This is a genomic window from Cedecea sp. VD22, assembly GCF_037150195.1.
GTDB lineage: Bacteria > Pseudomonadota > Gammaproteobacteria > Enterobacterales > Enterobacteriaceae > Cedecea.
Map to the genome: position 1 here is coordinate 27281 of NZ_JBBCPX010000015.1, position 26672 is coordinate 53952.

Annotated in this window: 24 protein-coding genes, 5 tRNA genes and 2 other RNA genes; 9 read left to right on the forward strand and 22 right to left on the reverse strand. The window is 54.0% G+C overall.

The features are described 5' to 3' along the window. Window positions 1–31: 31 nt before the first annotated feature. Complete coding sequence (gene pldB / locus WFK85_RS19915) at window positions 32–1036, reverse strand: lysophospholipase L2 (RefSeq protein WP_336709215.1); 1005 nt, start codon at window positions 1034–1036, stop codon at window positions 32–34. Window positions 1037–1124: 88 nt separating this feature from the next. Here pldB and rhtB point away from each other — a divergent pair, with 88 nt between their 5' ends. After that, entirely contained in the window at window positions 1125–1745 is a 621-nt protein-coding gene (gene rhtB / locus WFK85_RS19920) for a homoserine/homoserine lactone efflux protein (RefSeq protein ID WP_008455495.1), read from the forward strand. On the opposite strand, the gene rhtC is transcribed toward rhtB, so the two are convergent. The 3 genes from rhtC to pldA form a co-directional block, all read right to left on the reverse strand. Next, a complete protein-coding gene (gene rhtC / locus WFK85_RS19925) occupies window positions 1746–2366 on the reverse strand; it encodes a threonine export protein RhtC (protein ID WP_166879511.1) in 621 nt (206 codons plus the stop codon). Window positions 2367–2430: 64 nt separating this feature from the next. Next, window positions 2431–4260, reverse strand: coding sequence for an ATP-dependent DNA helicase RecQ (gene recQ / locus WFK85_RS19930; protein WP_336709217.1), 1830 nt, complete (start codon window positions 4258–4260; stop codon window positions 2431–2433). Window positions 4261–4323: 63 nt separating this feature from the next. Beyond that, window positions 4324–5190 carry a phospholipase A gene (gene pldA, locus WFK85_RS19935; protein WP_336709219.1) on the reverse strand — a complete coding sequence of 289 codons (867 nt, stop codon included), beginning with the start codon at window positions 5188–5190 and terminating at the stop codon, window positions 4324–4326. A gap of 167 nt (window positions 5191–5357) precedes the next feature. On the opposite strand from pldA, the gene yigI reads away from it, so the two are divergent. From yigI to WFK85_RS19950, 3 genes are all read left to right on the forward strand, one after another. Continuing rightward, window positions 5358–5828, forward strand: a complete 471-nt coding sequence (gene yigI / locus WFK85_RS19940) for an acyl-CoA thioesterase YigI (protein WP_008455502.1) — start codon at window positions 5358–5360, stop codon at window positions 5826–5828. A gap of 52 nt (window positions 5829–5880) precedes the next feature. Beyond that, window positions 5881–6774, forward strand: coding sequence for an EamA family transporter RarD (rarD, locus tag WFK85_RS19945; protein WP_008455504.1), 894 nt, complete (start codon window positions 5881–5883; stop codon window positions 6772–6774). Window positions 6775–6916: 142 nt separating this feature from the next. Next, entirely contained in the window at window positions 6917–8200 is a 1284-nt protein-coding gene (locus WFK85_RS19950; protein ID WP_166995880.1) for a hypothetical protein, read from the forward strand. Between the two features lie 65 nt (window positions 8201–8265). Here WFK85_RS19950 and corA read toward each other — a convergent pair whose 3' ends face one another. From corA to lptM, 8 genes are all read right to left on the reverse strand, one after another. Further along, window positions 8266–9216 carry a magnesium/cobalt transporter CorA gene (gene corA, locus WFK85_RS19955; RefSeq protein ID WP_039289228.1) on the reverse strand — a complete coding sequence of 317 codons (951 nt, stop codon included), beginning with the start codon at window positions 9214–9216 and terminating at the stop codon, window positions 8266–8268. Between the two features lie 165 nt (window positions 9217–9381). Further along, window positions 9382–9438, reverse strand: a complete 57-nt coding sequence (gene ysgD / locus WFK85_RS23665) for a YsgD/CorL family protein (protein ID WP_353591484.1) — start codon at window positions 9436–9438, stop codon at window positions 9382–9384. 149 nt (window positions 9439–9587) lie between these two features. Continuing rightward, window positions 9588–11750 (reverse strand): DNA helicase II, encoded by a 2163-nt coding sequence (uvrD, locus tag WFK85_RS19960; RefSeq protein ID WP_336709221.1) that lies wholly within the window; start codon window positions 11748–11750, stop codon window positions 9588–9590. Window positions 11751–11819: 69 nt separating this feature from the next. Further along, complete coding sequence (gene yigB / locus WFK85_RS19965; protein ID WP_336709222.1) at window positions 11820–12536, reverse strand: 5-amino-6-(5-phospho-D-ribitylamino)uracil phosphatase YigB; 717 nt, start codon at window positions 12534–12536, stop codon at window positions 11820–11822. Continuing rightward, window positions 12536–13441 carry a tyrosine recombinase XerC gene (gene xerC, locus WFK85_RS19970; RefSeq protein WP_336709223.1) on the reverse strand — a complete coding sequence of 302 codons (906 nt, stop codon included), beginning with the start codon at window positions 13439–13441 and terminating at the stop codon, window positions 12536–12538. Before xerC ends, yigB begins: the two co-directional genes overlap by 1 nt. Then, window positions 13438–14142: a DUF484 family protein gene (locus WFK85_RS19975; RefSeq protein WP_166995870.1), complete on the reverse strand. Its 705-nt coding sequence runs from the start codon at window positions 14140–14142 to the stop codon at window positions 13438–13440. Before WFK85_RS19975 ends, xerC begins: the two co-directional genes overlap by 4 nt. Further along, window positions 14139–14963: a diaminopimelate epimerase gene (dapF, locus tag WFK85_RS19980; protein ID WP_061277805.1), complete on the reverse strand. Its 825-nt coding sequence runs from the start codon at window positions 14961–14963 to the stop codon at window positions 14139–14141. The genes WFK85_RS19975 and dapF overlap by 4 nt, the downstream gene beginning before the upstream one ends. A gap of 38 nt (window positions 14964–15001) precedes the next feature. After that, window positions 15002–15208 (reverse strand): LPS translocon maturation chaperone LptM, encoded by a 207-nt coding sequence (gene lptM, locus WFK85_RS19985; protein ID WP_008455520.1) that lies wholly within the window; start codon window positions 15206–15208, stop codon window positions 15002–15004. Between the two features lie 283 nt (window positions 15209–15491). Here lptM and cyaY point away from each other — a divergent pair, with 283 nt between their 5' ends. Beyond that, window positions 15492–15812, forward strand: coding sequence for an iron donor protein CyaY (cyaY, locus tag WFK85_RS19990; protein ID WP_008455522.1), 321 nt, complete (start codon window positions 15492–15494; stop codon window positions 15810–15812). On the opposite strand, the gene cyaA is transcribed toward cyaY, so the two are convergent. Next, window positions 15813–18362, reverse strand: a complete 2550-nt coding sequence (gene cyaA / locus WFK85_RS19995) for a class I adenylate cyclase (protein ID WP_008455525.1) — start codon at window positions 18360–18362, stop codon at window positions 15813–15815. A gap of 287 nt (window positions 18363–18649) precedes the next feature. Here cyaA and hemC point away from each other — a divergent pair, with 287 nt between their 5' ends. Genes hemC through hemY form a run of 4 tightly spaced genes read left to right on the forward strand, consistent with a single transcriptional unit; the run spans window position 18650 to window position 22736 of the window. Then, a complete protein-coding gene (gene hemC / locus WFK85_RS20000) occupies window positions 18650–19591 on the forward strand; it encodes a hydroxymethylbilane synthase (RefSeq protein ID WP_008455526.1) in 942 nt (313 codons plus the stop codon). Beyond that, window positions 19588–20334 carry a uroporphyrinogen-III synthase gene (gene hemD, locus WFK85_RS20005; RefSeq protein WP_336709227.1) on the forward strand — a complete coding sequence of 249 codons (747 nt, stop codon included), beginning with the start codon at window positions 19588–19590 and terminating at the stop codon, window positions 20332–20334. Before hemC ends, hemD begins: the two co-directional genes overlap by 4 nt. A gap of 18 nt (window positions 20335–20352) precedes the next feature. Continuing rightward, window positions 20353–21537 carry a uroporphyrinogen-III C-methyltransferase gene (hemX, locus tag WFK85_RS20010; RefSeq protein WP_336709228.1) on the forward strand — a complete coding sequence of 395 codons (1185 nt, stop codon included), beginning with the start codon at window positions 20353–20355 and terminating at the stop codon, window positions 21535–21537. A 2-nt stretch (window positions 21538–21539) separates the two neighbouring features. After that, entirely contained in the window at window positions 21540–22736 is a 1197-nt protein-coding gene (hemY, locus tag WFK85_RS20015) for a protoheme IX biogenesis protein HemY (RefSeq protein WP_336709229.1), read from the forward strand. A gap of 525 nt (window positions 22737–23261) precedes the next feature. Here hemY and WFK85_RS20020 read toward each other — a convergent pair. The 9 genes from WFK85_RS20020 to wecG all read right to left on the reverse strand — a co-directional run bounded on the left by WFK85_RS20020 (window position 23262) and on the right by wecG (window position 26665). Next, a non-coding RNA gene (locus tag WFK85_RS20020) (RtT sRNA) lies at window positions 23262–23389 on the reverse strand. A 34-nt stretch (window positions 23390–23423) separates the two neighbouring features. Next, window positions 23424–23537, reverse strand: a non-coding RNA gene (locus WFK85_RS20025) — RtT sRNA. 34 nt (window positions 23538–23571) lie between these two features. After that, window positions 23572–23648 (reverse strand) — tRNA-Pro (locus WFK85_RS20030). Between the two features lie 95 nt (window positions 23649–23743). Beyond that, a tRNA-Pro gene (locus WFK85_RS20035) sits at window positions 23744–23820 on the reverse strand. Between the two features lie 33 nt (window positions 23821–23853). Beyond that, a tRNA-Leu gene (locus WFK85_RS20040) sits at window positions 23854–23940 on the reverse strand. Window positions 23941–23955: 15 nt separating this feature from the next. Further along, window positions 23956–24031, reverse strand: a tRNA-His gene (locus WFK85_RS20045). 60 nt (window positions 24032–24091) lie between these two features. After that, window positions 24092–24168 (reverse strand) — tRNA-Arg (locus tag WFK85_RS20050). Between the two features lie 114 nt (window positions 24169–24282). Continuing rightward, window positions 24283–25668, reverse strand: a complete 1386-nt coding sequence (thrP, locus tag WFK85_RS20055) for a bifunctional threonine/serine APC transporter ThrP (protein WP_008455535.1) — start codon at window positions 25666–25668, stop codon at window positions 24283–24285. A gap of 256 nt (window positions 25669–25924) precedes the next feature. Continuing rightward, window positions 25925–26665: a lipopolysaccharide N-acetylmannosaminouronosyltransferase gene (gene wecG / locus WFK85_RS20060; protein ID WP_166995861.1), complete on the reverse strand. Its 741-nt coding sequence runs from the start codon at window positions 26663–26665 to the stop codon at window positions 25925–25927. Window positions 26666–26672 lie beyond the last annotated feature (7 nt).

Here is a 26672-nt window from a genome sequence, read left to right on the forward strand (position 1 = left end):
GGATATTCAGCCTCTGGAGAGATATTTTCAATTAGTTATGCCGGTCGAAAAACTCAAGCACGGCAGACAATGCTCTGGCTCGCATAGCGTCCTTCTCAAACAGGATCTCGTGATACGCGCCTTCAATGACGTAAGGTGTTTCCCCCTCACAAGGGTGGCCCGCCGCGGCCATAATTTCGCAGAATTGCTGGTGCGCGCGGTTATCGACCACTCGCTCCTCTTCCGCCTGGAGTAAAAAGATCGGCGTGGTGATGGCAGTGGCTCCTGCTAACACCTTTTCTCCGGCGAGGATCCCTTCTCGTACCCAATGGAACGTTGGCCCGCCCACCCGTAATGCTGGCTCATCAGCATAAAAACGCAGGCTGCGGCGGTACCGCTCTTCGCTGTGGGTCAGGACGTTAACGCTAAACGGCAGCGCGCGCCAGCGGCCAGTCCCAATGGCGTATCCTTCCCGAATACGTGGATGCCCTTCGGCCCAGTCAAGAATATGACGCACCATCCATTCCGGCCAGCGCAGGATAATACCAAACATCGGGGCGCAGAGCGCGACCGCATCAAAAGCGCCCGGGGCTTGCTGTAACCATAACGCGGCAATGGCGCCGCCCATCGAATGGGCCAACAGGTAGCGTTTACGCCAGTGCCCTGACGCCACTTCCTGCTGGTAAAAATGGTCAAAATCTTCGACATAGTCACTAAAGTTGACGACGTGGCCACGGTGGGTGTCCGACAGCATGCGTCCTGAACGCCCCTGCCCGCGGTGGTCGATGATCAACACATCAAACCCGCTGTGGAACAGGTCATACGCCAGCTCAGCATATTTCACGTAGCTTTCTATTCTACCAGGGCAGACCACAATCACGCGATCGTGCTGCGGTGAACAGAAGCGAACGTAGCGAACCGGCACGTCGTCCACGCCGGTAAATTCGCGCTCTTCCCGCTTGCGCCAGAAGTCCGTCAGTGGGCCCGTGGCAAAAGCAGCAAATGCGCCTTCGCGTTCTAACCATCCATTTTTATGCTGAGAAATAGGGGTCGGCATCAGGTATCTGTGGTTTTTTTATGGCCCGTGGCACGCTTATCAACAATAGCGTATTGTGGCATAAAAGCGCGCGTTCAGGGAGTTTCGCATGACCTTCGAGTGGTGGTTTACCTATCTGCTAACCACAATAATTCTTAGCCTTTCCCCCGGCTCTGGTGCCATCAATACCATGACTACCGCTATCAGCCACGGCTATCGCGGTGCGGCAGCGTCAATTACCGGACTGCAAACCGGGCTGGCGCTGCATATTGTGCTGGTCGGCGTTGGGCTTGGGGCCCTGTTTTCACGCTCGCTGCTGGCCTTTGAAGTGCTGAAGTGGGCGGGCGTTGCCTATCTTATCTGGCTGGGCATCCAGCAATGGAGAGCCGCTGGTGCACTGGACTTAAACACGCTGGCCACCACGCAACCGCGCAGCAAACTGTTCAAGCGAGCGGTGTTTGTTAACCTGACCAACCCGAAGAGCATCGTGTTTCTGGCCGCGCTGTTTCCGCAGTTTATCGTCCCGCATCAGCCCCAGGCGATGCAGTACGTTGTTCTCGGTGTTACCACAGTCGTCGTCGATATTATTGTGATGATTGGCTATGCGACCCTGGCCAAACGGATTGCCGCCTGGATTAAAGGGCCGCGCCAGATGAAAGCCCTGAACCGGGTCTTTGGCTCGCTGTTTATGCTGGTTGGCGCGCTGCTTGCGGGAGCGCGCCAGGCCTGATTATCGGGAGATGATCAGGTGAATACCAAACCCGGTGAACAGAGCGCCAGCCATACCGTCTATCCATTTGGCGAGGCGCTGATAGCCGCGACGCATTTTTGGTAAGGCGAACAGGCTCGCCACGATAGTGAACCAGGCGAAGGTTTCAATCGCGATCAGCACAAACAGGCCCCAGCGCTCGGCGCTGCCCACGTTGTCGCCAACAAAAAGCGAGAACACGCTGCCGAAGTAGATAATCGCTTTCGGGTTAGCCAGGTTCGTCAGCAGCCCTTTCACAAAGCTCTTCCCACCGCTCGCCAGCTCGACTTTTGGCGCCTCTTCGCTTTTAACTTCTTTCTTGAATGCACCGCGCAGCATCTGATAGCCCATCCAGCAAAGATACAGCCCGCCGCCGACCATGATGATGTTATGCAGCCAGGCCATTTTTTCGAGGATAAGATGCAGGCCTAGCAGCGCCACGCCTGCCCAAACCATGACGCCAGCGGTGATCCCCAGCACGCCCATCATCGCCTCTTTGCGAGAGCGGCTTACGGCAGTCTGGGAAACAAAGAAAAAGTCAGGCCCCGGGCTCATCAGGGCAACGATGTGCACCAGCGCCACGGTCAGAAATAGCATTAACATAGGGAATAGCTCGCGTGCAGATAATTCGAAGAGTCATTATCCTGCCACTTTTCTTCGCGGCAGGCTACTCTTCATCCACACCGTCAACGTGGTCGCGGATAAGCGTCATAAACGGGCGGCCAAAGCGCTCAAGTTTGCGCGTCCCCACCCCGTTAATGCCCAGCATCTCGCCGGGCGACAGCGGCATCTGTTCCGCCATTTCAATCAGCGTCGCATCGTTGAATACCACATAAGGCGGGATGTTTTCTTCATCCGCGATGGATTTGCGCAGCTTTCTGAGTTTGGCGAACAGCTTGCGATCGTAATTACCGCCAAAGACTTTCTGACTGGCGCGCGGCTTGATGGCGACAACACGGGGCACCGCCAGCATCAGCGGCTCTTCACCACGCAGGTAAGGACGTGCCGCTTCCGTGAGCTGCAGCGCTGAGTGCGCGGCGATATTTTGCGTCACCACGCCGAGGTGAATGAGCTGGCGGATCACGCTGACCCAGTGCTCCGTCGTGTGCTCGCGGCCCTCGCCGTAAATTTTCAGTTTGTCGTGGCCGAGATCGCGAATTCGCTGGTTGTTGGCCCCCCGTAGAACCTCAACCACGTAGCCCATCCCAAAGCGCTGGCCGACGCGGTAAATGCAGGACAGCGCTTTTTGCGCGTCCATCAGACCGTCATAGCGACGAGGCGGGTCGAGGCAGATATCACAGTTGCCGCAGGGCTGCTGGCGGCCTTCGCCGAAGTAGTTCAGCAGCACGAGACGGCGGCAGGTTTGCGCTTCGGCAAACGCACCCATGGCGTTGAGCTTATGGCGCTCGATATCCTGCAGCTGTCCCGGTGCTTTTTCTTCAAGGCATTTACGCAGCCAGGCCATATCCGCCGGATCGTAAAACAGCATCGCTTCCGCAGGCAGGCCATCGCGCCCGGCGCGGCCCGTTTCCTGATAGTAAGATTCAATGTTGCGGGGGATATCGAAGTGGGCGACAAAACGCACGTTCGGCTTGTTGATGCCCATGCCAAAAGCGACGGTCGCGACCACGATTTGCAGATCGTCACGCTGGAATTTCTCCTGCACGTCACCGCGCACCTGATGCTCCAGGCCCGCGTGATAAGCGCCAGCGCTGATGCCTTTGCTTTGCAGTCGGGCGGCAATGTCTTCCACTTTCGCCCGGCTGTTGCAGTAAATAATCCCGGACTTACCGCGCTGTTCCTGAATATAGCGGGTGAGCTGATCGAGCGGCTTAAACTTCTCCATCAGCATGTAGCGAATGTTCGGCCGGTCGAAGCTGCTGATTTGGATAAACGGATCGTGGAGTCCCAACAGGCGCACGATATCGAGCCTGGTGGTGTCGTCCGCCGTGGCCGTTAATGCAACAAAGGGGACGGCAGGCAATCTTTCGCGAAGCTGACCAAGGGCGGCATATTCCGGGCGGAAGTCGTGCCCCCACTGCGAAATACAGTGGGCTTCGTCCACCGCCACCATCGAAAGCTGCCAGTTGCTGAGATGGTCAATAAAATTGTCCATCATCAGGCGTTCAGGCGCGATATACAGCAGACGAATTTGCCCGGTACGGCAGCCGGTCATCACCTCCAGCTGCTGTTCACGGGTTTGGGTCGAGTTAAGACAGGCCGCCGCCACGCCGTTCGCCAGCAGCTGATCGACCTGGTCTTTCATCAGGGAAATCAGCGGGGAAACCACCACGGTCAGACCGCCAAATACCAGGGCAGGAATCTGATAGCACAGGGATTTACCACCGCCGGTTGGCATCACTACCAGGCAGTCACGCCCCTCCAGCACCGTGTCGATGATGGTTTCCTGACCCGGACGGAACTGTTGGTACCCAAAGGTATCCTGCAGAACCTGTCTCGCCAGCGACGCCTGATTGATTACTTCCGCCTGTGCCACGCTATCCCCACTACCTAAAATTCAGGCGCCATTTTCAGCGCCTGGAAGAGAAACTGCAATGCTTTAGAAAAGATCGTTTAGCATAACGCCTACGCCAACCCGTGTCTGGTTAAAGTTGTAATCGATGAGCGATTCACCGTAGCCGCTATAGACCTGGGTATAGAAGCGAACGTTTTTCGAGATCGGGTAACTCAAGCCAAATTCTGCCCCGCCGTAGCCACTATTCCAGTTGTATTGCCCCTTCACGCTGAAAATCGCATCGCCCAGCGCATAGCCCACCTTAAGCTGGTAGTAACCCATGTATTTGGTGATGTCCGGGTTGTCCTCTACGCTCCCCACTACGTACCAGGGTTTGACTTCCACCTGCCAGTCGCCGTGTTGTGCCATCAGGCGGGTGTACAGGCGGTTCCAGCCGCGCGAGGTTGGGTCAGAACGACCGTTTGAATCGTGGTTATAGCCAAACTCGACGTCCCGCAATGTCCAGCCTGCAAACGTTGCCTCCGTTGCGAAACCGAGGAATAGCTGAGGCTCATAGTTGGTTTCACGAAACGGGGAGGATTCATTGCGGTTGGAAAACTGCCACCAGGATTTCTGGGTATAGGAGGCGGCCAGCACTGAATTATCCCCCAGAATTCCGCGCCAAAGCGGGAAGGCCAGGCTGAGCTGGAACTTCACCTCGTCTTTGCGCGCATTGCTGGCCCAGTCATAAGAGCTAATTGCCTCTTTGTTCATATCGCTGGTCCAGGTGTACAGCAGGTAATTCGTGTCGTACGGGTACAACGTGAAAGGGTTGTCGTGTTCCTGCAGCAGATTGGCAATGATGCTGCCTCGCACCGCGGGCTTGTCGTGAATCTTATCGATGGTGGTTTCTTGTGCGAAGGCGGTCAAGGGCAGCATCGCGGCTACTCCCCACCCCAAAGGTTTCAGCATTAGTCCCGTTCTCCATAACAAAAAGTGTCTAAATATTTATTGCCAAACATTTTACCGCAGGATGGGCCAAAGCACGTCTCTACGGTTCCGAAAGTGGAAAGCAACAATTGAGAAGCATAAACTACACACTTTGTTAACTTATTCGTTATTTGTTCGAGGAATGAACGATGTCTTCCCCCGTATTGACCACAGAAGCCGCCCTCAAGCTGGTGGGCGAAATCTTCGTGTATCACATGCCGTTTAACCGCGCGCTTGGCCTGGAGCTGGAGCGCTACGAAAAAGCGTTCGCCCAGTTGAGCTTTAATAATCAGCCGATGATGGTGGGCAACTGGGCACAAAGCATCTTGCACGGCGGCGTTATTGCCTCCGCGCTGGACGTGGCGGCTGGCCTGGTCTGCGTAGGCAGTACGCTGACTCGCCACGACACCATCACCGAAGACGAGCTTCGTCAACGTCTGTCCAAAATGGGCACCATCGATTTGCGCGTGGATTATCTGCGTCCGGGCCGCGGAGAGCGCTTCACGGCCAGCAGCAGCCTGTTGCGCGCCGGTAACAAAGTTGCGGTAGCGCGAGTAGAGCTGCATAACCAGGACCAACTGCACATTGCCAGCGCAACGGCTACCTACATGGTAGGGTAAGGATGTAAACCCTGTTATTATTTGCTCACTATTTTTTTGCTGAGTTTTCTTCATGGATCCGAAACAGACACGTCAGGGGATCTTGCTTGCCCTGACGGCCTACTTTATCTGGGGCATCGCGCCGGTATATTTCAAACTGATTCACTACGTACCGGCGACAGAAATTTTGACCCACCGCGTTATCTGGTCATTCTTCTTTATGCTGGCGCTGATCACTGTCTGCCGCCAGTGGCCGCAGGTGAAACGCTCCTGCCAGAACCGTAAAAAGATCCTCGCGCTGGCGTTAAGCGCCGTGTTGATTGGCGGTAACTGGCTGCTTTATATCTGGGCAGTGAATAATCAGCACATGCTGGAAGCCAGCCTGGGTTACTTTATTAATCCACTGGTGAACGTGCTGCTGGGGATGCTCTTTTTGGGTGAACGCTTCCGGCGGATGCAGTGGGTCGCTGTCTTGCTGGCCTTCTGTGGCGTGCTGGTTCAGCTCTGGACTTTCGGTTCTCTGCCGATTATTGGCCTGGGCCTGGCCTTCAGCTTTGCTTTTTACGGCCTGATCCGCAAAAAGATTGCCGTAGATGCACAAACCGGGATGCTGTTTGAAACGCTGTGGCTGCTGCCGATCGCGGGCATTTACCTGTTTGGCATCGCCGACAGTGCCACCAGCCATATGGGGATGAACCCGTGGACGCTGAATCTGATGCTTATCGCCGCCGGGGTGATCACCACGGTGCCGCTGCTTTGCTTTACTGCCGCCGCGACCCGCTTGCGCCTTTCCACGCTGGGCTTCTTCCAGTATCTGGGGCCGACGCTGATGTTCCTGCTGGCGGTGACGTTCTACGGCGAAGTGGTAACTGAAGATAAGCTGATTACTTTTGGCTTTATCTGGGCGGCGCTGGCGCTGTTTATTGCCGATGCGATTTATACCCAGCGGCGTCTGCGTAAGGTATAAAATACGCTAACCGTTATAGGTTCAATTTTTTTAGTAATGTGCCTGTGAAGCAGCAGGCACAAATCAATATACGGAGTAGTGACGTAGAAGCATTCATGTTAGTGTAAAAAATCAATGGATTAATAATATTTAAGGACAATGGATGTTTTCATCATCGAGTGATTTTTATATATTCCTTGCAGTTATAGCAATTATCTATACAACTCCTTTTATTTATACACCAATCACTATTTACGGCGCATTTAAGAAAAAAGAACAAATTACATTCATCAAAATAATATTATCTGCCAATGTTTTAATAATAGTTAACATACTCTATTATTTTTTCTCACCAAATAGTTTGCCCTATAGCTCCCATACGATTTTTTTTATCACCATGAGTCTGATAACTTTCCTTCCAGCCTCTTTGTCATTGTTAATTAACCTACCCAAAAAAGTTGACATTTATACGTACATAATACTGTTCAGCTTATCACTTTGTGTATATAATTTTTATTGCTTTTCAGAAAAATTAAAGCAAGATCACCGCGCAATGATTTTTTCTGCGTTGGAACAAGGGAATATAAAAAAACTTCAGCAAGTATTTAATGATGAATGCTCAAATAATAGTATCACTTTTGATTATCTATACGAAATGGCTGAGGTTGAAACTTATCCTGCAAAATCGTTTACCTTTATGCTGGACTGTATGGCTGGAAGCACCGAGACGAAACATGTCCCATTTCAGTTTATAATCTTTTACAAAAACGCATTACTTCGTGAAAATACAAACACAGCACTATTAAACCTACTCTACGCTGATTATTATCATAAACTCAATGAAAGTGATAAAAATAATCTTGTAGAAGAAATCACTTCCGAAATAAACAACCGCTATTCAGCTAAAAATACATGGTTCGTAGAGCGCTTTAACTTCCTTATCAAAAAACATCCAGAATTAACTAACTACATAAAAATAGATGAGCAAGATATCATAAACGCAATAGATTACGGCAATATAACCTTTATTAATTACGCCCTCCCATATCATTCTACTAAAAATGAAAATCTGCTTTTGGCAACAAGTGTCTTAAGCCATGCAGATGAAAAAATCATGAAAAAGATTGAGGAAAATAAAAACTTTCTAAATATCGAGCTGTTGAGCTCAGATCATCACGTTTGGAGGAACAGTAAAATAGATCTATTAAGCTATATATTCAGATATGGCTCAGAAAATTTAATCATTTGGTTACTCGCCCGAGGGATGGACGACACGGCCACATTTGATTATCAGGAGAGTTATGTCAACTCTACTAATGATCAAAAGGAATACTCCTGTAGAAATTACCTGATGGATCACATTCGTGACAATCCCGAAATAAGTCATGAAAATAAATGGTCAATTCGCACAGTACTAGAGCTGAGAAGCAACTGCCCCTCAAGATAATCGCAGAGACAAGATAATAAATGCTATCGACAGATGCGGCCTTCAGGACGAAAGCCGCAACCGGTTTAAAGCCAGTTCTTACGCTTAAAATAGAGATAGGGCGCTAAGCCCGCGAGCATCATAAAGATGATCGCGCCGGGGTAACCAAAGCTCCACTTCAGCTCAGGCATAAACTCGAAGTTCATCCCGTAGCTGGACGCCACCAGCGTTGGCGGCAGGAAAACAACCGAAACCACCGAGAAGATTTTGATGATGCGGTTCTGCTCGATGTTGATGAAGCCCATCGCCGCCTGCATCAGGAAGTTCACCTTCTGGAACAGAGATTCGTTATGCGGCAGCAGGGATTCGATATCTCGCAGGATTTCGCGAGCCTGCTCCAGCTGGCTGCCCGGCAAACGTGCCTTACGCACCAGGAAATTCAGCGCGCGCTGGGTATCCATCAGGCACAGACGAACCTTCCAGCCGATATCCTCCAGTTCCGCCAGCGTCGAAAGCGCGGCGTCGTATTCGTCGCCCTGATGCCCTTCCATGATCACACGGCTAAGCTGCTCCAGATCGCTATAAATGTTTTCGATTTCATCCGCCAGCTGTTCGATTTTGGTTTCAAACAGATCCAACAGCAGCTCCCACGCATTGCCGTCCGCCATGGACTGATTGCGGGCGCGCATGCGGTACAGGCGAAACGCAGGTAGCTCACGTTCACGCAGCGTGTACAAGCGGCCTTCACGAATGGTAAAAGCGACCGTGCTGTTACCGGCGTGGTCATCGGCATCTTCAAAGAAGAAAAAGGAGTGGATGTGAAGGCCGTCTTCGTCCTCAAAAAAACGCGCGGACGCTTCGATGTCTTCCAGCTCTGGTCGGGTTGCCAGGCTTTGACCAAGTTCCGTTTGCACTCGCTCTCGCTCGCTCTCTTCCGGCTCGACGAGATCGACCCATACCGAATTGGCAAGGGTATCCGTCTCGTCCAGCTCAATGCGGGCAAGGCGATTATTTTCCAGTTGAAATGCGCTCAGCATGACCGGGACTCCCAATGCAAAAAAAGATCAGGGACAATTCGGTTGGCACACAGACAGAAACAATAGAGGTTTCAGACCATTAAACAGTCTGACTCAAGGGGCGACGGAATGAAAATACACGAGGTCGCTGACAACCACGAAGGCTATCAGCATCAGAGGATAGCCTTAGAAGTTGTACCTGGATGACAGGTTATTGAGCCAGCATCTACTGGGTGTGTCCAAGGCGAGTGTCCTCTTAGCGTATTCGTGCGCGCATGTTACGCCACCACTAATATGGCGTCAACACGCAACGGGACACGGCTGAACAAGTTCATGCCAGTGACATATTAAGGGTAGCCCACGCACTAAAAATTGTAATTAGTTTCTGTAGGTTACACGGTTTCCAGGCGCGCATAAGCGGCAACTAACCACTTGATTCCCTGCCCCTGGAATGCCACCTGCAGGCGGCTGTGCTCCCCGCTGCCTTCCAGGTTCACAATGGTCCCTTCGCCAAACTTAGGATGACGCACGCGCTGCCCCAGGCTAAAGCCAGAATCGTTCTGGGCGAGAGGAGTCCCCATCCGCTGATGGCTGACCGGACGGCTGATACTTGCGCGCAGGCGAACTTCTTCCACGCAGTTTTCGGGCAGCTCGCCGATAAAGCGAGACGGACGATGGTAGGCTTCTTTCCCATACAGGCGACGCGTTTCCGCATAGGTCAGCGTCAGCTTTTGCATTGCGCGGGTTACGCCCACGTAGGCCAGACGGCGCTCTTCTTCCAGGCGCCCACCCTCGTCGAGGGACATCTGGCTCGGGAACATGCCTTCCTCCATCCCCACGATAAACACCTGTGGGAACTCCAGTCCTTTGGCCGAGTGCAGCGTCATGAGTTGCACGGCATCCTGCCAGGTATCTGCCTGGCCTTCCCCCGCTTCCAGCGCGGCATGGGAGAGAAACGCCTGCAGCGGCATCAGATCTTCGTCTTCGTCGTTGTAGCTGAACTGGCGCGTGGCCGTCACCAGCTCTTCTAAGTTCTCAATTCGGGTCTGGCCTTTCTCGCCTTTTTCCTGCTCATACATGATGAACAGGCCTGAATCTTTAATTACCCGGTCGGTCTGGACGTGCAGCGGCATATCCGCAGTTTCATGGGCGAGCGCGTCAATCAGCTCCATAAAGCGCTGCAGCGCGGAGGCCGCACGACCAGCCAGTGCTTTTTCCTGCAGCAGCAGGCGGCAAGATTGCCACAGCGTTAGCTGCTGGTCACGCGCGGTCTGTCGCACGACGTCGAGCGTGCGGTCACCGATACCGCGGGTTGGCGTATTCACCACGCGTTCAAAGGCAGCATCGTCGTTGCGGTTGGCCATCAGGCGTAGATAGGAGAGCGCGTCTTTGATTTCCTGACGTTCGAAGAAGCGCATCCCGCCGTAAATACGGTACGGCATGCTGCCCTGCAGCAGCGCCTCTTCCAGCACGCGCGACTGGGCGTTGCTGCGGTACAGAATGGCACATTGCTCGAGCGCACCGCCGTTTTCCTGCCAGGTTTTAATGCGGTTAACCACGAAACGGGCTTCGTCCAGTTCGTTGAAAGCGCAATAGATTGAGATAGGTTCGCCGTCGCTGCCGTCGGTCCACAGCTCTTTACCAAGGCGGCCAGAGTTATTGGCAATCAGGGCGTTGGCCGCGTTCAGAATGTTGTTCGTCGAGCGGTAGTTTTGCTCCAGACGAATCGTTTGTGCCCCCGGGAAGTCATTCAGGAAGCGCTGGATATTTTCAACCTGCGCCCCGCGCCAGCCGTAGATCGACTGGTCATCATCGCCGACGATCATCACTTTGCCGGTGTCCCCGGCCAGCAGGCGGATCCACGCATACTGAATGCTGTTGGTGTCCTGGAATTCGTCCACCAGGATGTTGGTGAAACGCTCGCGATAGTGATTCAGGATATGTGGTTTGTGCAGCCACAGTTCGTGGGCGCGCAGCAACAGCTCAGCAAAATCCACCAGCCCGGCGCGGTCGCAGGCTTCCTGATAGGCCTGGTATACCTTCTGCCAGGTTTGCTCCACCGGGTTACTGTAGCTTTCAACGTGATGTGGGCGCAGGCCCTCGTCTTTTTTGCCGTTGATGTACCACATCGCCTGGCGCGGCGGCCACTGCTTCTCGTCCAGGTTCATCGCTTTAATCAGGCGCTTCAGCAGGCGCAGTTGATCTTCGCTGTCGAGGATTTGAAAGTCCTGCGGCAGGTTGGCGTCCATATGGTGCGCGCGCAGCAGACGGTGTGCCAGGCCGTGGAAGGTACCCACCCACATCCCGCCCTGGCTGGTGCCCATCAGTTGACCGATGCGGTGGCGCATTTCCGCCGCCGCTTTGTTGGTAAAGGTCACCGCCATGATCGAGTAAGGCGAGCAGTTTTCGACCGTCATCAACCACGCAATGCGGTGCACAAGCACACGTGTCTTACCACTGCCCGCCCCGGCCAGCACCAGCATATTGCTGCGCGTGGCGGCAACCGCTTCGCGCTGTTTGTCGTTGAGGCTGTCGAGCAGGTAAGAAACGTCCATTGGCACCGCCGAAAAAGAGAAAGAGTTGGCTCAGCCAACTACTGGTGATTTGTACAGAGTTACTGTTGATTATATCAGCGCGAGAAGGGATGCCAACCGCGAAATCTCCAGATGCGGTAATAAACGGCTGTCATCTATACGCATCAGGTCGCCTTCGCGCAGGTTAATCCAGCAGGCTTGCATTCCGCAGCGCACGGCACCCGCCACGTCGGTGGTCAGGTCATCGCCGACATGCAGGATTTGCTCCAGCGGCACACCTAAACGCTGCGCAGCGGTATGATACATATCGCTGAAAGGTTTAGCTCGCCCGTCCGGCCCGGCCCGCAGGATGAATTCGAAGTAGTTATCCAGCCCGAACAGGTGCGGCTCTGCGTTACCGTTGGTGATCGCCACCAGCGGCCATTTTTTAGCAAGCTTTGCCAGCGTGTCGTGCGTTTCCTGTGGGATGTCGATGCGGCTGCGCCATTTTGCGAAGTTCTCCATGGCGGCACCGGCACCGGTAAAGGCCTCTTCCGCGCTAAGTCCGGCATCCAGCATCATTTGCTCGACGGCACGGCGACGCCATTCGGTGACATCATGATAAATGTCCGGCTCTTTCACGCGAAGCGCTTCACGGCTGCGGTGAAAATCCAGGGCAGTAAACGCGCTGAGCTTTGGGTGATAATTCTGCACAAAGGCCAGCGACTCCTGAGTGGTACGCAGGATCACCGGATGGTTATCATAAAGCGTATCGTCGAGATCGAACGTCAGAGCAGCAATTTGCCCGAGCGGGCGGTAAAAATGCATTACGATTTCCCCCGTTTGGCGCGTGGATGCGCGGCATCATACACCGAGGCTAAATGTTGAAAGTCGAGATGGGTATAGATTTGCGTAGTGGACAGGTTAGCGTGCCCAAGCAGTTCCTGAACGGCGCGCAAATCGCCGCTAGATTCCAGCATGTGGGTGGCAAACGAGTGACGCAGTTTATGGGGATGCACATGGCTGCTTAGCCCCTGCTTGATACCCCATTCGCCAAACCGCTTTTGCACATTGCGGGCGGATATTCGCTTTCCCGTCTTCGCCAGAAATAACGCATCGTCGTCCGGGCCAAAAAGTTCGCGCAAATCCAGCCAGTGTTCAACCCAGGTCACTGCGCTCCGGCCAACGGGTACGCGGCGCTCTTTGCTCCCTTTCCCCATCACCCAGACCTCTCCGGTAGAAAGATCTATATGACTGCAATTCATATTCACCAGTTCGGAAAGACGCAGGCCAGCGCCGTACATCACTTCCAGCATTGCCCGATCGCGTACTGCCAGCGGATCGTTCAGATCGATATCCAGCAGATGATTCACATCATCGACTTCAATGTTTTTAGGCAAATGCCGACCGGCTTTTGGCGTGGTGATGCCTTTGGCCGGGTTCGCCTTTAGCTCTCCCTGGCTGACCATCCAGTCGAAAAAGCTGCGTAGTGCCGAAAGTCTTAATGCGAGGCTGGAGGCCTGTAGGCCAGCCCTGCGGCTACGCACGGCCAATGAACGCACGGCTGCGGCATCGCATTGCTGCCAACTGGTGAGCTTCATCTCTTCTGCAATGTGAATAATCGCCGTGAGCTGGCGCTGGTAGTTCAGGAGAGTGAGCGGGCTGAGCTGACGCTCAACCTTGAGGTATCGCAGAAAACCATCAACGTGAGATGTTAATACGGAAGTGGTCATGCCCGTTCAATCCAACGCTCCAGCAAGTCTGGCAGCATCAGCGCCAGCTCGTGCAGCAGCTGAGTGCCCTGCCCCTGTTGATAATGTTGCGGGTCGCGGCTACTGAACAGCAGAACGCCAAGATCGCCCTCGTTGCCCATCAGCGACAGGGCAACGGAACCAATGGCTTTTGCCTGCGGCAAGACCAACAAAAGTTCCGGGCCATTAAGCGGGCCGAGGTAGTGCTGGCTTTCGCCAAGACGCTGAATACGCAGCGGCTCAAAAGCCGGGCGGTTCAGCGCGAGATGCGTGAAGTCTGACGGAGCGCCGATACGCCAGCGGTCAGCAAAAAGCCGGATGTTCGCCCCGGCAAGACCCATGTCCCGCGCCCAGCGATGCAGCCGGTTCAGCATTTCCTGCAGGCTGGAAGCCGAAGCCAGTCGCCCCTGAAGCTTCAGTAGCCGATAGAACAGACCTTCGTTGGCGCTCGCCTGCTCCATCAGCAGCGTCATGTTCTCTTCGAGGTGATTGATGTGGTTACGGCTGCGGGCCATATGCCACTCCACCAGCGAAACGCTGCCGCGCACCGGGTGAGGAACCTGCATGCTCTCCACCTGGTGGGCATTGCGAATAAAGAAATCAGGGTTGCGCTGTAAGTATTCGGCAACCGCGACATCGTTAAGCTCAAGAAGGGCTTCTTGCTGTTCCTCGGCATTCTTCATAGATGTATAAATCCATCATAGACGTGGGCCGCCGGGCCGGTCATGTAAAGCGGTGACCCTGGCCCTTTCCAGGCGATATCAAGACGGCCGCCAGGTAGCTCAACGCGTACCTGCTCCGCCAGTAATCCTTGTTGAATTCCAACCGCCACTGCGCCACAGGCGCCGCTGCCGCAGGCTTGAGTTTCGCCCGCACCGCGTTCATAAACGCGCAGGCGGATGTGTTCGCGGCTCACCACCTGCATGAAGCCGATGTTGGCTCGCTCAGGGAAGCGTTCATGGCTTTCCATCACTGGGCCCAGGCTTTCAACCGCGGCGGTTTCGATGTCATCGACCTGAATGACGCAATGCGGGTTCCCCATTGAAACGACGCCGCACATAATGGTTTGTTCGGCGGCACGCATAATATAGGTCTTTTCTGCTTTGTTTGCCCGGAACGGCACCTGGGACGGTTCGAAGTTAGGCTCGCCCATATTGACGCGAACCATCTCATCTTCCGTCACGCTCAGTACCATTCTGCCATTGGCGGTACTGACGCGAATTTCACGCTTATTGGTCAGCCCTTTCAGGCGCACAAAGCGGGCAAAACAGCGCGCGCCGTTACCACACTGGGAAACTTCACTGCCATCGGCGTTAAAGATCCGGTAATGAAAGTCGAGATCGGGATCGTAGGGAGGCTCAACGATCAGCAACTGATCGAAGCCGACGCCAAGATGACGATCCGCAAGCCGACGGATCAGCTCCGGAGAGAAATAAACATTCTGCGTCACCGCGTCGACGACCATAAAGTCATTACCAAGGCCATGCATTTTAGAGAACTGCATCTTCTGCTCCATTAGCGCGGTTACAAAGCACGATTTAGCTAGTAAACAACCTGAGTCGGCGCATCATCAATGCCGCGACTGTTGCGGACGGGTGCCGTCTGGACAGGTTGCTCTGGGGTTGCGCTGTGCGTTGTCGGCGTCGCTTTTTTATCAGCCGGAGGGAAATAAAGAGGCCCCTTCAGGCCGCAGCCGGTGAGGCTGACGAGCGTCAGTGCCAAAGCTAGAGGGCAGAAAATCTTCTTCATTATCGGGTAGCCTGTGATTCACTATTCTGCCGTCTATCATCGCAGGTGAACCCTGAAAAGCAATACTCTTCATCACCCAGACCGCTGAAAATCACCTGGCAGTAAATCGGGCAAGAAAATAATCGCTGCTACCTGGCCCTTCTCATCGCTGACGCAGGTTGTCTTTCAAAAGGTGGCACAGATAAAACGGATGAGTATTACGGCCCTGAATGATCCCTGAGCCGCAGTTTCTAATTACCGGCGATGCTCTTATACTGCCCTGAAATCCCAACAGGAAGCAGACATGAACGACAGCGAATTTCACCTTTTAGCCGATAACCTGTGGCGCACGATTGAAGAGCGCCTGGACGACTGGGACGGCGATAGCGATATTGATTGTGAGATCAACGGTGGCGTGCTGACCATCAGCTTTGAAAACGGCAGCAAAATCATTATCAACCGCCAGGAGCCTTTGCATCAGGTGTGGCTGGCCACCAAAAGCGGCGGCTACCATTTCAACCTGAAAGGTGACGAATGGATATGCGACCGTAGCGGCGCAGAGTTTTGGCAGTTGCTGGAAGAAGCGAGCACGCAGCAGGCAGGTGAAGCGGTTAGCTTCCGCTGATTACGGCTGGTACTGCTGCAGCAGCGGCGCTGAGTTGTCGTCCTGATTAACCGGCGCGGCTGTTGTGAGTGACTGGGTGCGGAACGGAATGACCTGCACCCGCCCATCCGTTTTCACAATCTGATAGAACTGCGGCAGGTTGAAGTTGATGAAGCTTGAGCCGTAGGTGAAACGATCGTGGGACGAGGAGTAGAAGCGGCTCACGTCGCGCACTAGCTCTTCTTTGCTGCCTTCGCAATGATGATAAACTTCCGCCCGGTTGCTTTCATCCAGGATATAGATGTTGAAGCCTTGGTCTTCACTGGCTTCTTCAAAGAAGAACTGAATAATCCCTTCACTGGCAAAGCCATCCACCACCGCCGGCAACTGCACCTGGTTAGTGCCAACCTGCACCGACAGGCCATGCAGCTTGTTGTGCGAGATGGCACCATAAAACTCAACGGCGTTTTCCAGTTTTTGTACCGAGACATTCAAACGCTCGAAGAACAGGCCCCATGTCTGCCCGGAGACGCGCAGCGCTTTAAAGCGGCCCGGCTCCTGGCGCGTGCTGGAAAGGCGGAATTCGATGCATTCAGACACCAACTGCTGTACGCGAGTGCGGATCAGGCCACGCAGGTGCTGGCTGTAGCAGAAGACTTCCACGCTATCCGGCGGTGCGGCGTCCTGGTGCATTTTCCCAAGAATGGTTTTCAATGCCTCGATCATCGCCTGCTCGCCGTTAAAGTGCAGGGTACGCACTTCGTTCCACGAGTTGCGATACAGCAGGTCAACGCTGCCAATCAGGCACTGCTGCTGCTCGCCGAAGCTGAACACATCCAGCTTACGGAAATCGAAATGCACAACCTGATTGCGGAAGGCGGCCGTCGGGTCATATTCAAGGTTGACGATAATCGCCAGATGGCGAATCTCGCACGGGCTATACAACGCTTTTGGCGTCGGTGCCGGGAGCCGCAGCGGGAAGTGATGGGAAACATCCGCCACCATCTCCTGCAGCTTCGGTAAATCACAAATACCGTTGCCCTTAATAAACAGGCGGGTACGCGAGGTCAGCAGGCCGTTAAAGTAGGCCCACGCCACCAGCTTATTAAGATAACGGTTATATTCCAGCGGTTGATGGCTGACGATAGAGTCCATGTTCGGTGCGCGGTTGTAGAGATACCAGCCAGAGCGGTTCGCACGGCCAAGCGGCACATGGATAAAGGTCAGGTTCGGTTCAGACAGATCGGGGGAAATCTGCGGGTTTACCAGCGTGACTTTGCCCGGCAGCGCTTCAAACGCAGCGTACAGCTTACGCGTTAACACGCCGATGTCCTGCGGACTGGCGGACACACTCAGATTGTTGCGGCGCGCAAAGCGGATCAGATTGCGGTAACTTTGCATCATCGCGTCGAGCAGTTCGTTGTGCGCCTCGCGGACCTGGTCGATTTTCCAGTTTGCACGGTTGTCCAGCATCGCCAGACGCGCTTCGTCCCAGCCCCAGCTCTTCACCAGTTGACTAAGGACTTCGCGGCGCCAGCCAACACAGGCACGCTCACGTGAAAGTTTTTCGCAAACTTTCAGATAGAAACAGCGGCGAACCAGGTCCAGACGCGCATGATCTTCGATTTGCGTCAGGTACTCGGTGACGCGTTCCAGCATCATGCAGTACGGATCGAGGCCAAAGGAGACAATTTCGCCGTCGTGCAGGCGCTGTTTAATGTCTTTTGCCAGCAGGCGCGTGTTCGGATATTCCCAGGAATACGCCTCCAGCAGCAGCGTTTTCAGCACGGCTTTATACGGCGAGTCGATGCTTTTATAGAGCTGCCACAGGCTGGCACCAAAGTACTCTTCAGCAGACAGTGAACTTAATCCACCGAGATCTAGCCACTCGTTCGGCGTCAGGACACCCTGCGCATAGAGGCTCATCACGTAATCGTCGTAATGCTCTTCTTCATCGCCCGGCACCATGTTCCACAGAATGCGCTTCCCGGCCAGACGTACCGCAGTGCGGTAAAATTCGTCCAGCAGCAAAATATGCTGGGTAGAACCGCAGTCTTCGCCGCCCAGGCTGCCGCTTTCGTTGTGGCGGAAGCGGTTTTCATCAATCAGGAAGAAACTGACCTCAACGCCAAGGGAGGCCGCCCAGCTTTCCAGCAGGCTACATTTGCGCTGCAGCAGTTGGCGCTCGTCGTTATCGAGCCAAGCCTGGTGGCAAACCCAGATATCAAGGTCAGAAGAGCAGCTCTGCCCCACGGAGGAGGTGCTGCCCATAGAATAGAGGCCGGTGATCGGCAGTTCGCCCGCTGGCGTCTCCTGAGGCGGCATACCGCGCTGCAGCTCGAGTTCGTCCAGGTAGTGGCGTTGGGTTTCATCAGGCGTGTAGAGGCAAATGCCGCGGGGAACGTTACCGTCAAGGTAACCCGGCATCAGCGGGTGATGATAATGTAATAACGTTGGCAGTAGACTGTAGACCTGTTGGAAGGCAGGCCCCATAGCAGCAAGCGCACGATCTACGCGCAGTTGGTTGATGGCATCCAGTCTCTGTTTAAGTGTCTCAATATAGAGGTACAAGACGTATCGCCTGATGGTTTCAGTATTACGAAAAAACCCGTTTCCTGGTTGTTGTCCCCATTATTATAAACGATCGGGACAGCAATTGCTGGAAACGTGATCAATTTAACACCTTGCCTGTTGACCGTAAAGAAAGATGCGCTACCAAAGTGGTAGATGCCCTGGCCACAGGCTGTTTCTTCCATAATACGAATCACGTCCCTCTGTTGCCGGAAAAACCGCCGAACCTGACAGCCTTCCGCTAAGAGTGGTAGGATGGTCAGTGGACGATAATTACGGTAACAAGCATGTTAGACAATATACTCAGAATTGCCACTCGCCAAAGTCCCCTTGCACTCTGGCAAGCACATTATGTTAAGCAACGTCTTGAAGCTTTTCACCCGCAACTCACCGTTGAACTGGTGCCAATGGTCACCCGTGGCGACGTCCTGCTGGATACACCGCTTGCCAAAGTCGGCGGCAAAGGGCTGTTCGTTAAAGAGCTTGAGCTGGCAATGCTGGACGGGCGCGCGGACATCGCCGTCCATTCCCTGAAAGATGTGCCGGTGGCATTCCCTGAAGGTCTGGGGCTGGTCACCATCTGCGAGCGCGACGATCCCCGCGACGCTTTTGTTTCCAATCATTATCAAACGCTGGATGAGTTGCCTGCCGGCAGCATTGTGGGCACCTCAAGCCTGCGCCGTCAGTGTCAGATAGCCGAGCAGCGTCCAGATCTGGTGATTCGTTCCCTGCGCGGCAATCTTGGCACCCGCCTTGGTAAACTGGATAAAGGCGAATACGATGCCATTATTCTTGCCGTTGCCGGGCTAAACCGCCTTGAGATGCAGGATCGCATTCGCTACGCCTTACCGCCGGAAGTGTCTTTACCCGCAGTCGGCCAGGGCGCCGTCGGCATCGAATGTCGCCTGGACGATGAACGCACCAAAGCACTGCTCGCACCGTTGAATCACCATGAAACCGCCGTTCGCGTGAGCGCCGAACGTGCGATGAATATGCGCCTTGAAGGTGGCTGTCAGGTGCCGATCGGCAGCTATGCAGAGCTGAAAGATAACGAGCTTTGGCTGCGCGCATTAGTTGGCGCGCCGGACGGTTCCATTATGGTTCGTGGTGAACGTCGAGGTAAGCCAGAAGATGCCGTGGCCATGGGTGTTTCACTGGCTGAAGAGCTGTTGAATAACGGCGCAAGGGAAATCCTCGCCGACGTTTATGATGGAGACGCTCCCGCATGACGATCCTCGTCACCCGCCCCTCCCCAGCCGGGGAAGAGTTAGTGAGCCGACTGCGCACACTCGGGCAGGTGGCTTACAGCTTCCCGCTTATCGAGTTCTCGCCCGGCCGGCAACTATCGCAGCTTCCGGCCCAGCTTGCGGCGCTCGCGCCAGGCGATCTGGTCTTTGTCCTCTCACAGCACGTCATTGACTATGCCGCCCCACTTTTGCGCCGTAACGGCATCCCGTGGCCGGGCAATCTCAGTTGGTTCGCCATCGGCAGAACGACAGCGCTGGCTTTCCATATCGTCAGCCATATTCCTATTCGTTACCCACAAGATCGGGAAACCAGCGAAATCTTGCTACAATTACCGGAATTACAAAATGTTGCTGGTAAGCGCGCATTGATTTTACGTGGTAATGGCGGGCGTGAACTGTTGGGCGAAACGCTGGAAGCGCGAGGTGCAGAAGTTAGCTTCTGCGAATGCTATCAGCGAAGCGCTATTATTTACGATGGAACAGAAGAAGCCCACCGTTGGCACGCCCGGGGGATCTCAACGCTGGTCGTGACCAGCGGCGAAATGCTACAGCAGCTTTATACGCTTACGCCTGACTGGTATCGCGAGAACTGGTTACTTCGCTGTGAGTTACTTGTTGTCAGCGAGCGTTTGGCAAGGCTTGCCAGGACATTGGGTTGGCAGAATATTCGGGTCGCCGCGAATGCGGACAATGACGCGCTGCTTCGCGCGTTACAACACACCTAACAATAACAGGACGCCACAATGACGGAACAAAATACTTCCTCCGCCATAGTTGAGGAAACCACACCCGCGGCGGAGACGCCATCACACGCCGAGCCCGTGACGAAGAAAAATCGTTCCGGCATTGCCGGTATTGCGCTGGGGGCCATCGCGATTGCCATTGCCCTGGCATTAGGTGGCGGACTTTATAGCTATGGTAAGCATCAGGCGTCCACTCAGACGGCCACCAGCGATGCGCTGGCAAATCAGCTGATTGCCCTGCAAAAACAGCAAGAAGAACAAAAAAGTGAATTTGAAGCGGCGCTAAAACAGCAGACGACCGCACTTAGCGACGCCAGCAAACAGCAGGCAGCGCTGGCACGTCATCTGGACGAAGTGCAGCAAAAAGTCGCGACTATTTCCGGTAGCGATTCCAAAACCTGGCTGCTGGCACAGGCCGATTTCCTTGTGAAACTGGCCGGCCGCAAGCTGTGGAGCGATCAGGATGTCACCACGGCCGCTGCGCTATTGAAAAGCGCTGACGCCAGCCTGGCAGATATGAACGATCCAAGTTTGATCACCGCTCGCCGCGCACTGACCGACGATATCTCTACGCTGTCTACGGTAACACAGGTCGACTACGACGGAATTATCCTCAAGCTCAATCAGCTCTCTAACGGCCTGGATAATTTGCGTCTGGCCGACAACGACAGCGATGATTCCCCGATGGATTCTGACAGCAGCGAGCTGTCAGGTACGATTACCGAATGGCGCCAAAATCTGGTGAAAAGCTGGCACAGCTTTATGGATAGCTTTATTACTATCCGCCGCCGCGATGAAACCGCGGTTCCGCTCCTGGCGCCGAATCAGGATATCTACCTGCGCGAAAACATCCGCTCCCGCCTGCTAGTCGCCGCGCAGGCGGTGCCACGCCATCAGGAAGACACTTACAAGCAGGCGCTGGATAACGTTTCAACGTGGGTTCGCGCCTACTACGACACCAATGATTCCGCCACCAAAGCGTTCCTTGAAGAGCTTGATGGCCTGAGCCAGCAAAGTATTCATATGGATATTCCGCAAACGCTGCAAAGCCAGGCCCTGCTTGAAAAGCTGATGCAGACTCGGGTTCGCAATTTGCTTGCTCAGCCGGCAAGTCCTGCGGCCAATAATGCGCAGCCAGAAGCGGCCCCCGCTCAGCCGGCACCTGCCGTAAGTCAGGGGGAATAAGTATGATTAAAGTCTTATTGCTCTTCCTGCTGCTGATTGCGGGCATCGTGCTGGGCCCAATGCTGGCAGGCCATCAGGGCTATGTTTTAATCCAGACCGATAACTACAACATTGAAACCAGCGTGACCGGATTAGTCATTATTCTGATCCTGACCATGCTGGTGTTGTTCGCCATCGAATGGGTATTGCGCCGCATTTTCCGTACCGGTGCCCGTACCCGTGGGTGGTTCCTGGGCCGCAAACGCAGCCGCGCCCGCAAACAGACCAAAGCCGCATTGTTGAAACTGGCCGAAGGCGATTATCAGCAGGTTGAGAAGCTGATGAGTAAGAATGCCGATCACGCCGAACAGCCGGTGGTTAACTACTTGCTGGCTGCCGAAGCCGCCCAGCAACGCGGGGATGAAATTCGTGCGAACCAGCATTTAGAGCGCGCCGCCGAACTGGCGGATAGCGATCAGCTCCCGGTCGAAATCGCTCGCGTTCGCCTGCAGCTTGCCCGCAATGAAAACCACGCCGCACGCCACGGCATTGATAAGCTTCTGGAAATTGCGCCGCGCCATCCTGAAGTGCTTCGCCTGGCCGAGCAAGCTTACCTGCGAACCGGCGCGTGGAGTTCCCTGCTGGATATTCTGCCGACCATGGAAAAAGTGCAGATTGGGGATGAAGCCCACCGCGATGCGCTGCAACAGCAGGCTTGGATCGGCCTTATGGATCAGGCGATGGCCGGACAGGGTAACGAAGGCCTCAAAACCTGGTGGCGTAATCAAAGCCGTAAAACGCGCCACCAGACCACGCTGCAGGTCGCCATGGCAGAGCATCTTATTGAGTGCGATGATCACGACGCCGCCCAGGAGATCATCCTTGACGGGCTGAAGCGCCAGTATGACGATCGTCTGGTATTGCTGATGCCGCGTCTGAAGTCAGGTAACCCAGAGCAGTTAGAGAAAGCATTGCGCCAGCAGATCAAAACGCAAGGCGATCGCCCTTTACTGCAGAGTACGCTTGGCCAGTTGCTGATGAAACACGGTGAATGGCAGCAGGCATGTGATGCATTCCGTGAGGCCATTAAACAGCGCCCGGATGCCTACGATTACGCCTGGCTGGCAGACTCTCTCGACAAATTACATAAGCCTGAAGAAGCCGCCCTCATGCGTCGTGACGGTCTGTTGCTCACGCTGCAAACTCCCTCTAACAGCTGATCATCAGGGCGGAGCTCTACCGCCCTTTTCTTTTTCCCACGCAAAAAAAAACACCTGCCAAAAGGCAGGTGTTAAAACAGGTCTGTTTGACAACTAAGTGGTGCTTCACTCAACGTTATGTCCAGGGTGTTCGATGAGACCCCATGGGGGCGACATCTGTCGGTGGACGATAAGCACCGTAATCGGCTCTGCGTCATTCCTTGGTTTATGAAGCCGAAGCAAACATAAGAAGTGGAATGAGCATCTACGCAGGTATTATTGCACAATACATGCCAGGTTTGCATGCAGAAACGGACTCAACTACCAAAATTAGTATTTTCATAGTATTAGCACCACAAAGCTTTCTCCTCCAGGCTTTCCCGCCGGCCTGCACCGGCAGAAATAAATTGTCTCCTCCAGGAGACAAGCCGTGGCTTAAATAAAAAAACCAAATAAAAACATGAGATTAAATGTCTCCATTTGAAGACACAAAATCACCCGATTGTCGCACCCAGGCGACAATTTCAGCGGCAGAATGACAAGGGTGGGTTTGCGACCGCGGGAATTTGCGAGGGGAGACATCCCCTGCGGGCCGTTGCTGAAGCAACGTTGCCTCGCTACGCTCGGCTCAAACCTCCTTCGAAGGTTCTCATCCTCTGTAAGTTTCAGATGCAAAAAGGCCAGCTCGAAAGCTGGCCTTTTCTAAAGTGGTCGGCGAGAGAGGATTATTCCCCTAAGGGCCGTTGCTGAAGCAACGTTGTCTCGCTGCGCTCGGCTCAAACCTCCTTCGAAGGTTCTCATCCTCTGTAAGCTTCAGATGCAAAAAGGCCAGCTCGAAAGCTGGCCTTTTCTAAAGTGGTCGGCGAGAGAGGATTCGAACCTCCGACCCACTGGTCCCAAACCAGTTGCGCTACCAAGCTGCGCTACTCGCCGAAATACTGCTTTTACTGCTGCTTTCAACACATCAAAAGCTTATTAGGGCTCCGGGCTGAAAGCAAAAACCCTTCTTTAGAAGGGCTTTTAAAATTTGGTCGGCGAGAGAGGATTCGAACCTCCGACCCACTGGTCCCAAACCAGTTGCGCTACCAAGCTGCGCTACTCGCCGAAATACTGCTTATACTGCTGATTAATTTAGGTGTGGTGCGAAGAGAGGGACTTGAACCCTCACGTCCGTAAGAACACTAACACCTGAAGCTAGCGCGTCTACCAATTCCGCCACCTTCGCATACATCTAAATTAATGGGGTGGCTAATGGGACTCGAACCCACGACAACTGGAATCACAATCCAGGGCTCTACCAACTGAGCTATAGCCACCACTGTAAAACTTTCACGCGGTACATGATACCACCGCAGCTCTAGCGCCATTATAATAAATGGTGCGCCCGACAGGATTCGAACCTGAGACCTCTGCCTCCGGAGGGCAGCGCTCTATCCAGCTGAGCTACGGGCGCGTAGCGCCGTTGCGGGGTCGGATAATACGGGCTTCGTGCTCAGCTGTCTAGTGCTTATTTCAATAAAATACTCGCAAAACTGCGCGTTTGGTTATGCTTTGTGCATCCTGATGCTTATCCGTTCAGTTTTTCACTAACGGCATGCTTATTCAGGCCAAACACCTTATAAACCAACGTCACCGCAGCCAGGAAAACAACGCCGACCGTCAGCGACATTCGCGTATCTTCATTCAAGCCCATCCCCACAAGCACACACGCCAGGAACGCCATGGTCAGGTAGTTAGCCCACGGGAATAAAATAGATCGGAACGGGTGGCTGGCAATGGCTTCCCGGTGCGCCTTACGGAAGCGAATCTGGCTAATCAGGATCACAAACCACGGCACCATGCCCGGTAATACGCTGGCGCTGTAGACATAAACGAAAACGCGCTGCGGATTTGGAATGATGTAATTCAGACAAGAACCGAGCAGCAAAATACCGATAGAAACAGCTACCCCAACGACAGGCACGCCGCTACGGGAAACTTTCGCCATTTTGGCCGGGAGCTGGCGGTTTTTCGCCAGGGCATACAGCATACGCCCACAGCTGTACATACCGCTGTTACAGCCAGACAATGCCGCCGTCAAAACAACAAAGTTAATAATCCCTGCCGCCGCGGTGATGCCTATTTTCGCGAAGGTCAGTACAAACGGGCTACCTGTAGTGCCGATTTGGTTCCATGGGAAAATAGTGACGATAACGAAAATCGCGCCCACATAGAAAATCAGAATACGCCACAGCACTTTCCCTACGGCACTGCGTAAGGTGACCTGCGGGTTCTTAGCTTCGCCGGCGGTAATACCAATTAACTCCACGCCCTGATAGGAAGCCACAACAATACACAACGCGGTCAGGAATCCTTTCCAGCCGCCAGCAAAGAAGCCGCCGTGCTCTGTAAGGTTGCTAAAGCCAGTCGCCTGACCATGATTTCCAAAACCGAAAAAGATAACGCCCAGGCCAACGACAATCATCACGATGATGGTTGTCACTTTAATCATTGCAAACCAGAACTCGATTTCCCCGTAAAGGCGCACTGCCGCAAGGTTTGCCAGCGCCACAAGCCCTACGGCAAAAATGGCGGGCAGCCACTGAGGAAGATCCGGGAACCAGTATTGGACGTAGACGCCAATCGCTGTAATTTCGGAGATGCCAACCGCCATCCACATAAACCAGTAAGACCAGGCCGTCAGATAGCCGAAAAAGGGGCTCATATAGCGGTGCGCATAGACGGCAAACGACCCGGCTACGGGTTCAAGGAACAACATTTCTCCCATTGAACGCATAATAAAGAACACGAACAGGCCCGCAATAATGTACGCCAGCAGTACCGACGGTCCGGCCCATTTGAGGGTACTGGCGGCGCCCATAAACAGGCCAACACCAATGGTCCCTCCCAGGGCGATAAGTTCGATGTGTCGAGCTTCCAGCCCGCGCTGCAGCTCTGCTTTTTTCTCTGCCATAAATCCTCTGTATTGTGTTTGCTTTACTCCGGTTTTTACCGGTTATTGTGTTTGGTTGTTGCCAGGGTCAATAACAGGCCATGCAGCGTCGGCAAGAGATTTGCTGGCGCAACATCACTACGGCACTGCATCGAGTTGGCGCAATGGTTCCGTATTTTTTACAAAATTACAAATAACTGCGTAACAAACTGGAATAAGTCTGGTTGAAAATCGTGCAGAGAAAGCAAAACGCGCCCGGATGAGCGCGTTGAAAGGTTTAAAGCTTACCGGTCAGATGCCAGCGCTGATAGCGCAGCAGTCTGAGTTGTCTTTTGATTCTGGTTGGCTGGGATAACAGCCGGTATAACCACTCCAGCCCGAATTTTTGCCAAACCTTAGGCGCCCGCTTTACTCGCCCGGTAAATACGTCATATGTACCACCGACGCCCATATAAAGCGCATGGGGATGGACCTTCCGACACGCCTGCATCAGGATCTCCTGACGTGGCGAGCCCATCGCGACGGTAACAAGCTCAGCCCCACTGTCACGAATGCGCTCAAACAAGGCTGGCCGCTGCGCATCGGTAAAATAACCGTCCTGGCTGCCGACAATATTGACCTGCCAAAGCTGCCGTAGCTTAGCTTCGGTCTGCGCAAGAACGTCGGGCTGGCCGCCCACCAAAAATACCGGGGTCCCTTCCTGACCCGCCCGTACCATCAAGGCTTCCCACAGATCGGCCCCCGCTACGCGATTAACCACAGCTTCAGGGTATTTTTTCCGGATGGAGCGAACGACGCTGATGCCGTCGGCGTATTTGTATTCCGCTGCCGCAATCAGACCGCGAGTTTGCTCATCGTCTTCTGCCGTCAGCACTTTTTCAGCATTAATCGCCACTAACGTCCCCTGGCGCAATCGCCCCCCCGCATAGAGATAATCCAGCGCATGCTGCATATCTCGCCATCCCAACAGGTCAAGACCACGAAGAGTATAAAAAGGGGCTTCAGTAGAGTTGTTCATGAATATC

Excerpts from the sequence above, each read along its gene's own strand:
- yigB (WP_336709222.1), bottom strand. The coding sequence starts at position 12,536 with ATGCATTTTTACCGCCCGCTCGGGCAAATTGCTGCTCTGACGTTCGAT.
- hemC (WP_008455526.1), top strand. The coding sequence starts at position 18,650 with ATGTTAGACAATATACTCAGAATTGCCACTCGCCAAAGTCCCCTTGCA.
- rarD (WP_008455504.1), top strand. The coding sequence starts at position 5,881 with ATGGATCCGAAACAGACACGTCAGGGGATCTTGCTTGCCCTGACGGCC.
- cyaY (WP_008455522.1), top strand. The coding sequence starts at position 15,492 with ATGAACGACAGCGAATTTCACCTTTTAGCCGATAACCTGTGGCGCACG.
- wecG (WP_166995861.1), bottom strand. The coding sequence starts at position 26,665 with ATGAACAACTCTACTGAAGCCCCTTTTTATACTCTTCGTGGTCTTGAC.
- hemY (WP_336709229.1), top strand. The coding sequence starts at position 21,540 with ATGATTAAAGTCTTATTGCTCTTCCTGCTGCTGATTGCGGGCATCGTG.
- thrP (WP_008455535.1), bottom strand. The coding sequence starts at position 25,668 with ATGGCAGAGAAAAAAGCAGAGCTGCAGCGCGGGCTGGAAGCTCGACAC.
- uvrD (WP_336709221.1), bottom strand. The coding sequence starts at position 11,750 with ATGGACGTTTCTTACCTGCTCGACAGCCTCAACGACAAACAGCGCGAA.
- xerC (WP_336709223.1), bottom strand. The coding sequence starts at position 13,441 with ATGACCACTTCCGTATTAACATCTCACGTTGATGGTTTTCTGCGATAC.
- dapF (WP_061277805.1), bottom strand. The coding sequence starts at position 14,963 with ATGCAGTTCTCTAAAATGCATGGCCTTGGTAATGACTTTATGGTCGTC.
- corA (WP_039289228.1), bottom strand. The coding sequence starts at position 9,216 with ATGCTGAGCGCATTTCAACTGGAAAATAATCGCCTTGCCCGCATTGAG.
- lptM (WP_008455520.1), bottom strand. The coding sequence starts at position 15,208 with ATGAAGAAGATTTTCTGCCCTCTAGCTTTGGCACTGACGCTCGTCAGC.
- rhtC (WP_166879511.1), bottom strand. The coding sequence starts at position 2,366 with ATGTTAATGCTATTTCTGACCGTGGCGCTGGTGCACATCGTTGCCCTG.
- hemX (WP_336709228.1), top strand. The coding sequence starts at position 20,353 with ATGACGGAACAAAATACTTCCTCCGCCATAGTTGAGGAAACCACACCC.
- hemD (WP_336709227.1), top strand. The coding sequence starts at position 19,588 with ATGACGATCCTCGTCACCCGCCCCTCCCCAGCCGGGGAAGAGTTAGTG.
- rhtB (WP_008455495.1), top strand. The coding sequence starts at position 1,125 with ATGACCTTCGAGTGGTGGTTTACCTATCTGCTAACCACAATAATTCTT.
- pldB (WP_336709215.1), bottom strand. The coding sequence starts at position 1,036 with ATGCCGACCCCTATTTCTCAGCATAAAAATGGATGGTTAGAACGCGAA.
- WFK85_RS19950 (WP_166995880.1), top strand. The coding sequence starts at position 6,917 with ATGTTTTCATCATCGAGTGATTTTTATATATTCCTTGCAGTTATAGCA.
- WFK85_RS19975 (WP_166995870.1), bottom strand. The coding sequence starts at position 14,142 with ATGAAGAATGCCGAGGAACAGCAAGAAGCCCTTCTTGAGCTTAACGAT.
- yigI (WP_008455502.1), top strand. The coding sequence starts at position 5,358 with ATGTCTTCCCCCGTATTGACCACAGAAGCCGCCCTCAAGCTGGTGGGC.
- pldA (WP_336709219.1), bottom strand. The coding sequence starts at position 5,190 with ATGCTGAAACCTTTGGGGTGGGGAGTAGCCGCGATGCTGCCCTTGACC.